Origin of the sequence: Nocardia sp. NPDC051750 (assembly GCF_044453135.1) — a bacterium.
In the GTDB taxonomy this organism is placed as follows: Bacteria; Actinomycetota; Actinomycetes; order Mycobacteriales; family Mycobacteriaceae; genus Nocardia.
On record NZ_JBITCK010000003.1, the window covers coordinates 1101085 to 1114207 of the forward strand.

10 protein-coding genes and 1 pseudogene are annotated in these 13123 nt (G+C 68.3%); 9 read left to right on the top strand and 2 right to left on the bottom strand.

Annotation, left to right across the window (positions count from 1 at the left end; genetic code table 11):
* Position 1 precedes the first annotated feature (1 nt).
* Complete coding sequence (locus ACIA75_RS18270; protein WP_397105210.1) at positions 2 to 1213, bottom strand: cytochrome P450; 1212 nt, start codon at positions 1211 to 1213, stop codon at positions 2 to 4.
* 235 nt (positions 1214 to 1448) lie between these two features.
* Between ACIA75_RS18270 and ACIA75_RS18275 the strand changes: the two genes are divergently transcribed.
* The 8 genes and pseudogenes from ACIA75_RS18275 to ACIA75_RS18310 all read left to right on the top strand — a co-directional run bounded on the left by ACIA75_RS18275 (position 1449) and on the right by ACIA75_RS18310 (position 9736).
* Entirely contained in the window at positions 1449 to 2945 is a 1497-nt protein-coding gene (locus ACIA75_RS18275) for an acyl-CoA carboxylase subunit beta (RefSeq protein ID WP_397105212.1), read from the top strand.
* Positions 2946 to 3146: 201 nt separating this feature from the next.
* Positions 3147 to 4781 carry an AMP-binding protein gene (locus ACIA75_RS18280; protein ID WP_397105214.1) on the top strand — a complete coding sequence of 545 codons (1635 nt, stop codon included), beginning with the start codon at positions 3147 to 3149 and terminating at the stop codon, positions 4779 to 4781.
* Between the two features lie 3 nt (positions 4782 to 4784).
* Positions 4785 to 5621, top strand: a complete 837-nt coding sequence (locus ACIA75_RS18285; RefSeq protein WP_397105216.1) for an amidohydrolase family protein — start codon at positions 4785 to 4787, stop codon at positions 5619 to 5621.
* Positions 5622 to 5645: 24 nt separating this feature from the next.
* Positions 5646 to 6713, top strand: a complete 1068-nt coding sequence (locus tag ACIA75_RS18290; RefSeq protein WP_397105218.1) for an acyl-CoA dehydrogenase family protein — start codon at positions 5646 to 5648, stop codon at positions 6711 to 6713.
* Positions 6714 to 6727: 14 nt separating this feature from the next.
* A complete protein-coding gene (locus ACIA75_RS18295) occupies positions 6728 to 7927 on the top strand; it encodes an acyl-CoA dehydrogenase family protein (protein ID WP_397105220.1) in 1200 nt (399 codons plus the stop codon).
* Between the two features lie 72 nt (positions 7928 to 7999).
* Entirely contained in the window at positions 8000 to 9001 is a 1002-nt protein-coding gene (locus ACIA75_RS18300) for an aromatic ring-hydroxylating dioxygenase subunit alpha (protein WP_397105222.1), read from the top strand.
* A pseudogene (locus ACIA75_RS18305) lies at positions 8956 to 9362 on the top strand (isochorismatase family protein); the annotation flags it as partial. The gene ACIA75_RS18300 and the pseudogene ACIA75_RS18305, both read left to right, overlap by 46 nt.
* Positions 9363 to 9580: 218 nt before the next feature.
* The gene (locus ACIA75_RS18310; RefSeq protein ID WP_397105405.1) at positions 9581 to 9736 is read left to right on the top strand and encodes a DUF6131 family protein; all 156 of its coding nucleotides are present in this window, start codon (positions 9581 to 9583) and stop codon (positions 9734 to 9736) included.
* 492 nt (positions 9737 to 10228) lie between these two features.
* Here ACIA75_RS18310 and ACIA75_RS18315 read toward each other — a convergent pair whose 3' ends face one another.
* On the bottom strand, positions 10229 to 11449 hold the full coding sequence (locus ACIA75_RS18315) for a CaiB/BaiF CoA transferase family protein (protein WP_397105224.1): 1221 nt from the start codon (positions 11447 to 11449) through the stop codon (positions 10229 to 10231).
* A gap of 205 nt (positions 11450 to 11654) precedes the next feature.
* Here ACIA75_RS18315 and ACIA75_RS18320 point away from each other — a divergent pair, with 205 nt between their 5' ends.
* Positions 11655 to 13118 (top strand): aldehyde dehydrogenase family protein, encoded by a 1464-nt coding sequence (locus tag ACIA75_RS18320; RefSeq protein WP_397105407.1) that lies wholly within the window; start codon positions 11655 to 11657, stop codon positions 13116 to 13118.
* The last annotated feature ends 5 nt before the right edge of the window (positions 13119 to 13123 follow it).

Here is a 13123-nt window from a genome sequence, read left to right on the forward strand (position 1 = left end):
GTCAGGCGATCGCCTCGAAGGTCACGGGCAGCCGGTTGGGGGAGCGGAACGGCTGCCCGGCGATATGTGGATCGCCGTCGGTCTGCAGGGTGATATCGGTGACCCGGTCCAGCAGGCATTCCAGCGCGACGCGGGTCTCCATCCGGGCCAGATGCAGACCCAGGCAGGTGTGTGCCCCGGCGGTGAAACTGATGTGCGGGAGACGGGTGCGGAAGATATCGAACTCCTCCGGGCGTTCCCAGCGCTGCTCGTCGCGGTTGGCCGAGCCGAGGCAGATATCGAGTACCGCACCGCGCGGTATGGCCACGCCCTCGAGCTCGGTGTCCTCGGTGACCGTGCGCTGTACGAGGGTCAGCGGCGTCTCGTAGCGCAGGCCCTCTTCGATCGCGGGACCGACGAGCCTGCGGTCCTGCTGCAATGCCCGGAACTGCTCGGGATGGGTGAGCAGCAGATAGAGCAGGTTGCCCGAGGACCGGTAAGTGGTCTCCAGCCCGGCCGGTAGCAGTAACCGCAGGAACGAGTAGATGGCTTTGTCGGTCAGTTTCTCGCCGTCGATCTCCGCGGTGACCAGATCGCCGATGATGTCCTCGGTGGGATGGTTGCGGCGCCGGTCGATATGGCCCTGGAAATAGTCGCGCAGTGCTGTCGAGGCCTCGAACGCGCGCTGCGGATTGCCCGCGTAGCTGATGATCTGCACCGCGTGTTCGCGGAAGAACGGGAGATCCTGCTCCGGCAGGCCGAGTAGCCGGGCGATCACCCGGGTGGGGAATTCGAAGGTGAACTCGCGGACCAGGTCCGCGCTGCCCCGGCCGGCGAACTCGTCGATCAGGGCGTGGCAGATCGGGCGCACGATATCGGGTTCCCAGATCTGCAGGGATTGTGGTTTGAAGGCCGCGGTCACCAGATTGCGGTGCGCTCGGTGGCGGCCGCCTACCATGGCCAGAATGGTCGGGCCCATGAACACGCCGATGGTCGAATCGTAGAAATCGGAGCTGAAGGTCCGATTGTCCCGCAGTGCCGCGTTGGCGGCCGCGTAGGACATCGCCGACCACGAATCCCGGGGGCGGAACTCCGCCGACGTGCGCGAGTAGTCCATAACGGTCCCGTGGTAAACCCCGTTCTCGTGGCGCCGGGCGGCGAAGAACGGGTAGGGATCCCGGGTATCGAGGGTGGTCGCGGCCGGAGCCGTTCCGTCCCGGACAGGGTTGTTCACAGTTGACCTTTCCGGTGATCGCAGGCCCGCGGCGTGATCACTTCAGCGACCGCTGCGCGGGCCGCGGCGAAGGGGACAAATCCGCCGTCCGCATCGTTTCGAACCCATTACGGAATGCTTGACAGTAAACTTGACTATAAAGCACGCAGGAAGTCGGGACAACGAGACCGGAGCCGCCGTGCCGTGATCCGTTACACGCTGCGCCGAAGCCGGCAACGAGTAAGGACATTCATCGATGACACATGCGCAGGGCTGGAAGGAAACGCTCGAGGATCTCGAGCGTCGCCGGGAGCGGGTCGCGGCCATGGGCGGTGCGGAACGAGTGGCGAAACACCGCGCGAAGGGCAAACTCGACGCCCGGGCCCGGATCGCGCATCTGCTCGACCCCGGCTCGTTCCAGGAGTTCGGCACGCTGGTCGGTGGTGAGGTCGCCGCCGACGGAATCGTCACCGGCTCCGGTCTCGTCGCCGGGACGCCGGTGATGGTGGGCGCCGAGGATTTCACCACCCTGGCGGGCACCATCGCGCCGGGCAGCAACGCAAAACGGTACCGGCTGGCCGAACTGGCCGAACGGAACAAAGTGCCGCTCATCATGCTGCTGGAGGGCGCGGGGTTCCGGCCCACCGGCGACCACTACGGCCGCACGCCGACCGACCTGCTGGCCCAGGCCCGCTGCTCGGGAAAGGTGCCGATGGTCACGGCCGTACTCGGCGCGTCCGCCGGACACGGCGCGCTCATCGCCGGAGTCTCGGACTTCTCGATCATGAGCCGGCAGGGCGCGATCTTCACCGCAGGCCCGCCCGTGGTGCAGGAGTCCACCGGGGAGGTGATCACCAAGGAGGATCTCGGTGGTCCCGGGGTCGCGGTGCCCAGCGGCCTGATCCACAATGTCACCGATACCGACGAGGAGGCCCTCGGCGAGATCCGCCGGTATCTCTCGTATTTCCCGTCGAGCGCGTGGGGTTATCCGCCGGCCCTGCTCTCCGATGATTCGACCGAACCGCGGCCGACACCCGAACTGCTCGACCTGATCTCGCGGGACAACCGGAACACCTACGACATCCGCGATGTGCTCGACGTCGTCTTCGACACCCCCGATTGGTTCGAGGTGCAGCCGGAATACGGGACGGCGATGGTCTGCGCGCTGGCACATCTCGGCGGTCATCCGGTCGCGGTGGTCGCCAATCAGCCCGAGGTGCTGGCCGGATCCATCGACTCCGCCGCCGCGGAGAAAGCGGCGCATTTCATCTCGGTGGCCGATGCGTTCCACCTGCCGCTGGTGTTCCTGGCCGACAATCCCGGGATGCTGCCCGGTGGTGAATCCGAGCGCGCCGGGGTGCTGCGCAGCGGGGCGAAGATGTTCGTCGCCCAGACCACCGCGACCACGATCAAACTGCACGTCACGCTGCGCAAAGCCTACGGCTTCGGCTCGATGGTGATGTCGCTGATCGGATTCGACAATCAGACGGCGGCCTACGCGTACCCGGGTGCGACGATGGGTGCGATGAGCGCAGCAGCGCTGGGGCTGGCCTCGGGCGCCGGTGACGATGTGGCCGCCCGGCTCCGGGAGATGGAGTTACAGGCCTCCTATCACTCCGCCGAACATATGGGATTCGACGAACTCATCCGTCCCGAGCAGACCCGTGAGGCGCTGCTGATCTCGTTGCGGCGCGGCATCTTCGCCCGGCAGGAAGCTCCGGTGCCGGTGACACGCACCGCGATCGTGCCCTGAGGCCGGAAATGCCGGTCCGTTGCCGCTCTTCCGCCCTTGTGTGAACCCATACCGATAGATATACAGTAACTATATCTATTCCGGTTGTGGCAGCGTGTTCGGTAGCGCAAACGAAAGGACGCTGATGTCCGGTCTCGACTACGTGGCGATCACCCAATCCCCCCGAACAGCCCTGCGCCGGAGTCGTCGGGGAGGCCGGCCGTGACCGAATGGACGATCGGGCAGGTGCTGGATGCGGTGGCCTCCGCCGTGCCCGACAGGCTGATGACCATCTGTGGTGACCGCCGGCGCACCTTCGCCGAATCCGCGGAACGCGCCCGGCGCCTGGCCGGCAACCTCGCCGATCGCGGGCTCGGTATGCACACCCCGCGCGACGAACTCGACCGCTGGGAATGCGGGCAGGACCGGGTCGCGCTGGTGATGCGCAACGATCAGTACCTCGAGGTCATGATCGGCTGCCTCGAGGCGAGGACGGTACCGGTCAATGTCAACCCCAGCTACACCGCCCGGGAGATAGGTGAGCTGCTCGCCTATCTCCGGCCCCGGGCCGTGATCTACCACCGCTCGTTCGGACCCGTGATCGCGGAATCCGCACCCCATGGCGTCGAACTGTTCATCGCCGTGGAGGACGGGACCGACACGGCGGACCTCCCCGGCGCCGTTCCGTTCGAGGAGGCGATCCGCGCCGGTGACCCGGATCGGATCATCGAGACCTCGCCCGACGATCTGGCGATGTTGTGCACCGGCGGCACCACCGGACGCCCGAAAGGCGTGCAGTGGCGGCAATCCGATCTGTACGTCGCCTCGATGAACGGTGCCGACCACGAGTCGATCGAGGTCCTGCACGCATTCGCCCGCGCGACCGGCCAGGTCTGGTACGCGATGTCGCCGCTGTCGCACGCCGCCGGAATCATGACTGCCTGTTCGGGTCTGCTGGCCGGCCAGACGATCGTGCTCTACGACGACCGGCAGAAGTTCGACGCGCGGATCGCGCTGGAGACCGCGGAGCGGGAAAAGGCCGCCCTGATCACCATTGTGGGCGACGCCTACGCCGCGCCGCTGGTGGCGGAACTGCGCCGCCGGACGTACGACCTGTCGTCGCTGTACGGGATCGGCACCGGCGGTGCGGCCACCAACCCCGTGTACAAGCGGGAAATCCTCGAACTGCTCCCGAACGTGTTCATCGTCGAGGGCTACGGTTCCTCGGAGACCGGCGGAATGGGCTACGGGCGCAGCACCCGTGGCGCCGCCGTCGACACCTTCGCACCCATGCCGGGTGGTACGGCCATCTCGGCGGACCGCACCCGGCTACTGCGTCCCGGCGAGGACGAGGTGGGCTGGGCCGCCCGCGGTGGCCGGGTCCCGCTGGGTTACTTCGGTGACCGGGAGGCGACCCTGCGTACCTTCCCGGAGATCAATGGTCAGCGGATGGCCGTCCCCGGGGACCGGGTGACCGTGGATCCCGACGGCACCATCCGCCTGCTGGGTCGTGACTCCCTCGTCGTGAACACCGGTGGCGAGAAGGTGTTCGTCGAGGAAGTGGAGGAGATCCTGCGAGCGCATCCGGGGGTCGCGGACGCGCTGGTCGTCGGCCGCCCCAGCGCCCGGTGGGGCAGCGAAGTGGTCGCCCTGCTCTGCGCGGAGGCGGGCAGCGCCCTCGTCCCGGCGCTGCGCGCCGTCTGCAAGGAGCAACTGGCCGGCTTCAAGGTCCCGAAGGAGTTCCTCGTCGTGTCCGAGATCCGGCGTCTCGGTAACGGGAAGCCCGACTACCGGTGGGCGGCCGAACTGGTCCGGGTGGATGCCGCCGCCGGAGAACCGCGAGAAATCGGAGCCTGAACCGTGACCCGAGTTATCGACGGCCTGGTCAACGTGCACTTCGGTGAGACCGAGAAGCAGCCCGAATGGATGCTGAAGGTGCGCGACGACTACTTCAAGGGTCCGGCATCGATGTTCGCCCAGCCGGATCTGGACGAGCTGATCGACGAGATGGACGAGCAGGGCGTCGAGAAGGCGATCCTGATGTACAACATGGTGAAACCGTCGGCCACCGCACTGAAGTTCGCCGAGGCCCGGCCGGAACGTTTCGCCCTGGCCGTGAACGGCGTGAACCCGCTGCGTCCGGTGCCGTCGCTGCGCGAACTCGCGGCGCTCACCAGGGATCTGCCCGTCGCCTACACCGCGATCGGCGCCAGCTTCTGGGGCGACGGCCGGTACCCGCCCAGCGACGCCGTGTACTACCCGCTCTACTACAAATGCGCGGAACTGGGCCTGCCGCTGTGCATGAACACCGGTATCCCGGGCCCGCCGATCCCCGGCGAGGTCCAGAACCCCATCTACCTCGATATGGTCTGCGTGCGGTTCCCCGAGCTGAAACTGTGCATGATCCACGGCGCCGACCCGTGGTGGGACGTGGCCATCCGGCTGCTCATCAAGTACGCGAACCTGCGCCTGATGACCTCGGCATGGTCCCCGAAGCGGTTGCCGGACAGCCTGCTGCACTATATGCGCACCCGGGGCAAGCAGAAGATCATCTTCGGCTCCGACTGGCCGGTGCTGCCCATGCGGCGGGTCGTACCGGAGGCCCGGAATCTCGATCTTCCCGCCGAGGTCCTGGACAACTACCTCTACACCAACGCGCGGGAATTCTTCTTCGGCGACAAGCCCACGGACGCCTGAACAGTCCGGACACAGGAGTACATGATGGACCGCTATGAATTGCGCAGGCAGGACTACAGCCTGTCCGAGGACCAGACCGAACTGCAGGCCGTATACGCCAAGTTCTTCAAGGCCCGCTGCCCGATCGATACGGTGCGGGCGGCCGAGGCCACCGGTTTCGACAAGAGCCTGTGGGAACAGCTGTGCGCCACCGGTGCGACCGCGATGGCGCTGCCGGAATCGGCCGGCGGTGACGGCGCGGGCCTGGTCGAATTGGCGCTGGTCGCCGAAGAACTCGGCCGCGCGATCGCACCGGTGCCGTGGATCGAGCACAGCACCGCCGCCCGGCTGCTGGCCCGGCTCGACGCATTGCCCGGCGAGAACTCCGGCGATATCGCCGCCGGCCGCCGGATCGTCGCACTGGACCCGAATCCGGCGCCGCGCCCCGGCCCGCGGCTGATCCCGGCCGGGGCGGTCGCCGACGAGATCGTGCTGCGCGACGGCGACGAGATCGTCCGGCTCGCGTTCGAGAGCCGCCCCACCCGGGTGGAGAATATCGGCCGCCTCCCGATGGCGTGGGTCGATCCGGCCGGGGCCGGCGTCCGGTCGGCGCTCGCGTCCGGGCCCGACGCGGTGGCGGAATACGGCCGCGCGCTCGACGAATGGCGGGTGCTCACCGCGGCAGCGCTGATCGGGCTGCTCGACGAGACACTGCGCATCGCCGCGGAATTCGCCACCACCCGACACACCCTCGGGGTGCCGATCGGATCGCTGCAGGGCATCTCACATCCGCTCGCCGATATCGCGGTCGTCGTCCACGGCGGCCGCAACCTGGCCCGGCGCGCGGCCTGGTTCCAGGAGTACGAGCCGCAGGCCCAGCCCGAATTGCCCGCGGCGGCCTTCGTCTTCGTGACCGGAGAAGCACCGAAGGCCGCGACCATGGCCGTTCAGACACAAGGCGGGCTGGGTGTGTCGGCGGAATCCGCGGCCTCGGCCTACTTGGTGCGGGCCCGCGGATGGTCGCTGGCCGGCGGTGATCCGGCCGTCGCCGCCCGCGAGATCGCCGAGATCGTCGCCCGCCGCAGTACCGCACCGACGGCCGTCCCGGCCTAGAGGAGTACACAGATATGGATTTCTCACGCGTGGAGCTGTCCGAGGAGGACAGCCGGTTCCAGGCCGAGGCACGGGCTTTCCTCGACGAACACGTCACCGACGACGTCCGGCGCCGCGACCGCGAGACCGGTGACAACTTCGACGAAGGTGTGCACCTGGCCATGGGCGCGGCCGGTTGGCTGGCCGCCGAACTCGGGATGGCGGGCGGACCGGAACTGAACCGGTTGCGCCGCCGGCTCTGGGATCTGGAGAAGCGCCGGGCGGAGGTCCCGTGGGTGACCTGGGGAACCACCGCAATCGTGGTCCCCTCGGTGCGGCGGCACGGCTCGCCGGAGTTGCAGGAGGAGGTGCTGCCCGGCGTCCGCGAGGGCCGGATCCGGTTGTGCCTGGGTTACACCGAGCCCGAGGGCGGCTCCGATGTCGCCACCTGTAGGACCCGCGCCGTCCGCGACGGTGACCACTGGATCATCAACGGATCCAAGATGTTCACCACCGGTGCGCACAACTGCAGCTACGTCTTCCTCATCACCAACACCGACCCGGAGGCACCGAAGCACAAGAGCCTCACCATGTTCCTGGTGCCGCTGGACTCCCCGGGGATCGAGATCCAGGGCCTACGCACCGTCGACGGCGACCGCACCAACATCGTGTACTACAGCGATGTCCGGATCCCGGACCGCTACCGGCTGGGTGAGGTCAACGGCGGGTGGAGCGTACTGCTCGGCCCGCTCAACGAGGAGCACGGGGTGGTGGACGCGGCCGGGGACGGCCTGCAGGACGTATCGATCATGACCCATCAGGGCTCGACCATGGCGTCCACCACCGACCGGATCGCGGCGATCGCCGCCCGGCCCGGCCCGGACGGGCTGCGCCCGGTCGACGATGCGGCGGTGGCCTACCGCCTCGGCCGCAGTATCGCCCGGCTCGAGGCCGCGCTCAGCGCACCCCATATGTTCGGGCGGGTGGCGATCGCGCAGACCATGCGCGATATCTCGCCGGATCTCATGGATGTGCTCGGCTCCGCCGCGGCGCTACCCGCCGATACCGAGGGTGCCGCCGACGCGGGTGGCGCGAGCTACCTGTACCGGTGGGCGCCGCTGTGCGGTATCTACGGCGGCACCCTCGAGGTGTTCCGCAACATGATCGCCCAGCATGTGCTCGGGCTGGGCCGGCCGAGCTACGCACCGCCCAAAACCAACGGTAAAGGGTCGTGAACCCCCCCCGGACGAAGAAGATCGGCCCGGCGGAAGCCGCGCAACGGATTGGAACGGACCGGAGGTGTACGCGTGAAGGTTCCTTTCACCTGGAAGGTCACCGGCTGGTTCATGATCGGGTGGTCGGCGGAGTTCCCGCTCGGCGAAACACGTCCGCTGCGCTATTTCGGCGAGGATCTGGTGGCCTACCGCGACGAATCCGGTGAGATCCATGTCCTCACCGGGCACTGCAAACACCTGGGCGCCCATATCGGCCACGGCGGAAAGGTCGTCGGGGACTGTGTCGAATGCCCGTTCCACGGCTGGCGGTGGGGTCCGGACGGACGTAACACGGCGATCCCCGGCGAGAAACGGGTCAACCGTGGGCTGCGGCTGCGGGTGTATCCGGTGAACGAGCAGAACGGCTGTGTGTTCATGTGGCATCACCCCGAGGGCGCGCCGCCGAACTGGGCGATGCCCGATGTGCTCGGCCTGTTCCCGGAGCTGACCGTCGACCCCGGCTCCTTCTACCGCCCCTACCCGGAATTCTCCCGCAAAGCGGACGGGGAACCCGTGCATCCGCAGGTGGTCCTGGAGAACGGGCCGGACAGCGCGCATTTCCGCTATGTCCACCGGGCCACCGTGACGCCGCGGATGCTGGACTGGAACGAATCGGAACACAGCTGGACGTTTCTCACCGGCTGGCCCGATGTGCGCAGTGCGGATCCCGACGCCATGGCGATGCTCATCCACGCACATATGTTCGGGCTCGGCGGCTCCATCAGCGCCTTCGAAGGGTCGGCGAACCATCGGCTCATCTTCGCCGCCACCCCGGTCGACGACGAGACCTCGGATCTGTTCTATTCCATCTGGTGGCCCAAACTGCCCGGCGACGATTCCGACGTCCCGCCGCCCGCGGTTCGCGAACGGGTGGAGAAACAGTTCCTGATCACGGTCTGGGACGATCTGAGCATCTGGCGTTACCAGAAGTATGTCGAACATCCGGCGCTGTCGCCGCAGGACGCGAAACCGTATATGTCGCTGCGCCAATGGGCCACCCGGTTCTACGATGTACCCGCGGAGACACCGGCGTGAGCCGGCCGGGGCTCCCGGCGCTGGTCGCCCCGGCCCGTACCGCGCTCGTCACCCAGGAGTTGCAGGGGTCGGTGGTCGGGACCGAGGCCGGATCACCCGCTCTGGCCCGCGCGGCCCGGCGGGAGGCGCTGCCCGATATCGCCACCTTGCTCCCGGTCGCCCGGGCGGCCGGGGTGACGGTCGTGCACTGCCTGGTGCAGCGTCGCGCGGACGGCCGGGGTGCCAATCACAACGCGGCCCTTTCGCCCTCGGCCGGCGCGGTGTGGCGGTGACGCCGGGGAGCCCGGGGGCCGCCCTGCTCCCCGAGTTCGGTCCGGAACCGGACGACCTGCTGCTGACCCGGTGGCACGGACTGGGCCCTCGCCCCACTGACCACGGTGACCACGACGGCGGAGCTGGTCGAGGCTTGGTCCGCGGCGGCCCAGTGATTGACTTTGCCGGTGGCCGGGCGTGTACTGAAGATCTGTGACGTCGAAGTCGTCGCAGGTGGCGGTGGGTGTGATGCGTGACGTGGGTAGCCCTCACGCCGGTGATGTCATGGCTCGCCCCGCAATTCCCGACATCGAAATCAGGTCCCTCATGATCATTCTCGGGATCATCTTGCTCGTCCTCGGACTCCTGTTCGATCTCCAGGTCCTCTGGGTCATCGGAGTCATCCTCTTGATCATCGGGCTCGTGCTGCTGGCACTGGGGTCGATGGGCCGCGCGGTCGGCGGCCGACGCCACTACTACTGACGCGGCCCGGGGCGGCGGTGTAATGAGACCGTGCCCGCCTCCAGCCGGCGCACCGTCCACCGATGCCGTCGGTGGATCACAGTCGAGCCGAGGCCCGCGCAGCGGCGGACTCGGGCACCCTCGGCTCGCGGGAACCGGGCTGTGCTGGTGGGCGCCTTGCTGCTGACGGTTGCCGCCACCACCGCGATCGGTGTGCTGCCCACCTACGCGCAGGCCGGACTGGTCGCCCCCCCGGGAAAGTGCGCTGTGCGTCGCTTACAGGCAGCCGGGCGGCTTGTTCGGCGCCCGGCGAGGGTCCGTCGATCGCGAGGCTGCTCGGCCCGGGACCGGCAACGCGGCGCCGCGGTCGTCGACAGCGCGTTTGCGGTGCAGCGCCCCTCGGCGAGATCCGGATCAAGACCGGTGGGGGTCCCGGAATCGCGGAGATGTCGAGTGCGACCGTCGGCGCACCCGTGGACCGCAGCGCGTCGAGCGCGGCGGTCCGGCGCGGGTCTAGAGGACCGCGCCGGACTCCTTCGCTGCGATGATCCGGTCCCAGTCCATCCCCAGCTCCAGCAGGATCGCCTCGGTGTGTTCGCCGTATTCCGGTGCGCGCGTCGGGGGCGGGGGAGTTTCGTCGAACTGCACCGGGGCGCCGACGGTGCGATAGGTCTCGCCCGCGTCGTCGGTCAGGGTGAGCAGGTAGCCGTTCGCTTCCGCCTGCGGATCGTCGAGGACCTCCCGCGGGCTGGCGATCGTCGCCCAGACGCCCGGTTCGTCGGCGAGGGCCTTCTGCCAGTCGGCCAGATCGCGTTCGGCGAAAGTCCGGCGCAGTTCGGCCGTGGCGGCCTCCTGGTTCACCACCAGATTCGCCAACGGTACAAATCGCTCGTCGGTGCCCAGTTCGGGCCGCCCGATGCGTTCGCAGAAACCACGCCAGAAGCGATCCGCCTGCAGGAGCACCAGCTGGACCCAGCGTCCGTCGCGGGTGCGGTAGCGGTTGACCGCGGGGTTCGGGGCGGTGCCGGCGCCCCCCACCGGAATCCGGTCGATGCCGTAGTAGTCGGCGGCCGCGATATCCGGGGCGACGGCCCACATGCCCTGTGCCAGTAGTGAACTGTCCACGATCGGGGCGTGCCCGGTGCGCTCGCGATGGAAGAGCGCGGCCGCGACGCCGCCCGCGAGGGTGATACCGCCCTGGAGGTCGCCGAAGGCGGGAGTCTGCGTGACCGGGAATTCGGCGTCCCGCACAGTGAGTGCGTGGGCGACCCCGGCGCGCGCCAGGTAGCTCGCGGCATCGAAACCGCCGCGGTCCTTCTCCGGGCCGCGGCTGCCGTGCCCGCTGCCCCGGGCGATGATCACGTTCGGATTGAACTCGCGCAGCTGGGCCACGGTCAGGCCGACCCGCTCGAGGGCCCCGGGGAGCCAGTTGGTCAGGAAAACATCCGCCCGGGCGATCAATTCGCCCAGAATGCGCCGTCCTTCGGGATTCTTGATATCGAGGCCGATACTGCGCTTGCCGTGGTTGCCGAGCTCCATCATGAAATTGGCGCGCACCCGGGAATCGCCGGGGTCGAGCCCGCCGATGGTGAGGTAGCGGCAGGGGTCCCCGCCCTTGGTGTCTTCGATCTTGATCACCTCGGCGCCCCAATCGGCCAGCGCCGCACCGCCGCTCGGAACATAGGTCCACGAGGCGAGCTCGACCACCTTGATGCCGTTGAGCAGACCGGACATCGCCGCTCCCTTCCATGGCTCGGGCGGCTGACTTGTAGGACTATACGGTAAGAGTTACAGTTAGTCACCTCAGTCGGGTTGGGATCGCCGCATCGATCACCGCCCGCACGAATCCGATGCTCCGGGAGGCCCTGTGCGCGACATCGAGGCGACGGCCCCTGTTCTCGAGATCGGCCGACGTGCCGCCGCCCGCGCCGAGCACAGAATGCTGATCGGTGGTGAGCTGTGCACCGCGAAGGGCGGTGCCGAGTTCGACAACATCTCCCCGGCCACCGGCGCCGTGCTCGGCACGACCACCGCGGCCGGTGAGCCGGATATGGAGCGCGCGATCGCCGCGGCGCGGCATGCCTTCGACCACACCGATTGGTCCACGAACCGCGCGCTGAGGACACGGTGCCTCGAACAGTTGCAGGCGGCCCTCGACGCGGAGAGGGCCGACCTGGGCGAGGAGCTGGTGGCCGAAACAGGCTGTCCGGTCATGACACTGAGTAACGCCCAGCTGGACTGGCCGCTGGCCGCGGCGCTGCGCTACCCGATCCGGCTGATCGGCGAATTCCGCTGGGAACGCGTACTCGAACCCAGCGAGCTGTTCGGTCCCCGGAACACGCGCCGGGTGGTGCAGGTACCCGTCGGCGTGGTCGCCGCGATCTGCCCGTCGAACTTCCCCCTCGAAGTGGTGCTGAACAAGATCGGCCCGGCGCTGGCGGCGGGTAACACGGTTGTGCTGAAACCGGACCCGAACACCCCGTGGAACGCCACCCGGCTCGGCCGCCTCGTCGCCGAGCGCACCGATTTCCCGGCCGGTGTGCTCAATATCGTGACCACGCCGTCCAACGAGGTGGCGCGGCTGCTGACAACCGATCCCCGGGTGGACCTGGTTTCGTTCACCGGCTCCACCGCGGTCGGCAAAGCGATCATGCGTGCGGGCGCCGACACCATGAAACGCAGCTTTCTGGAGCTCGGCGGCAAATCGGCGTTGATCGTGCTCGACGACGCCGATCCGGGCGCGGCGGTGAACTCCGCGGTCGGCGTCTGCGTCCACGCCGGTCAGGCCTGCGCCGCTACGAGCCGAATGCTGTTGCCGCGCAAGAAGTTCGAGGATGTAATCGCGCAACTGGGTGCCGCATACGACATGGTGCCTGTGGGCGATCCGGGGCTGCCGGGCACGCTGGTCGGCCCCCTGGTCAGCGCCGCGCAGCAGCGGCGGGTGCTCGATTCCTGTACCCGCGGTGTCCGCGACGGCGCCCGGCTGGTGACCGGTGGCGGAATTGCCACGGACCTGCCGTCGCATCTGTCGGGCGGGTATTTCTTCCAGCCCACCGTCTTCGCCTGTGCGGACGAATCGATCGCGATCGCCCGCGCGGAGATCTTCGGCCCGGTGCTGGTGGTGCTGCCGCACGACGGTGACGACGACGCCGTCCGCATCGCCAACGACAGCCGTTACGGGCTGGCCGGCGCGGTCCTGTCGGGTTCGCTGGAACGCGGGATGGCGGTGGCGCAGCGTATCCGCACCGGCGCGATCGGGGTCAACGGCGGGATGTACTACGGCGCCGACGCACCGTTCGGGGGATTCAAGCACAGCGGCGTCGGCCGGCAGTGCGGACTCGAAGGTTTCCAGCAATACCTGGAGACCACGACCATCGCCGCCCGAGCGCCCAAGAGCTCGTGATCGGC

What these genes read in the sequence shown, in the direction of transcription:
- ACIA75_RS18310 (WP_397105405.1), top strand. Translation starts at nt 9,581, where the DNA reads ATGATCATTCTCGGGATCATCTTGCTCGTCCTCGGACTCCTGTTCGAT.
- ACIA75_RS18290 (WP_397105218.1), top strand. Translation starts at nt 5,646, where the DNA reads ATGGACCGCTATGAATTGCGCAGGCAGGACTACAGCCTGTCCGAGGAC.
- ACIA75_RS18295 (WP_397105220.1), top strand. Translation starts at nt 6,728, where the DNA reads ATGGATTTCTCACGCGTGGAGCTGTCCGAGGAGGACAGCCGGTTCCAG.
- ACIA75_RS18315 (WP_397105224.1), bottom strand. Translation starts at nt 11,449, where the DNA reads ATGTCCGGTCTGCTCAACGGCATCAAGGTGGTCGAGCTCGCCTCGTGG.
- ACIA75_RS18320 (WP_397105407.1), top strand. Translation starts at nt 11,655, where the DNA reads ATGCTGATCGGTGGTGAGCTGTGCACCGCGAAGGGCGGTGCCGAGTTC.
- ACIA75_RS18275 (WP_397105212.1), top strand. Translation starts at nt 1,449, where the DNA reads ATGACACATGCGCAGGGCTGGAAGGAAACGCTCGAGGATCTCGAGCGT.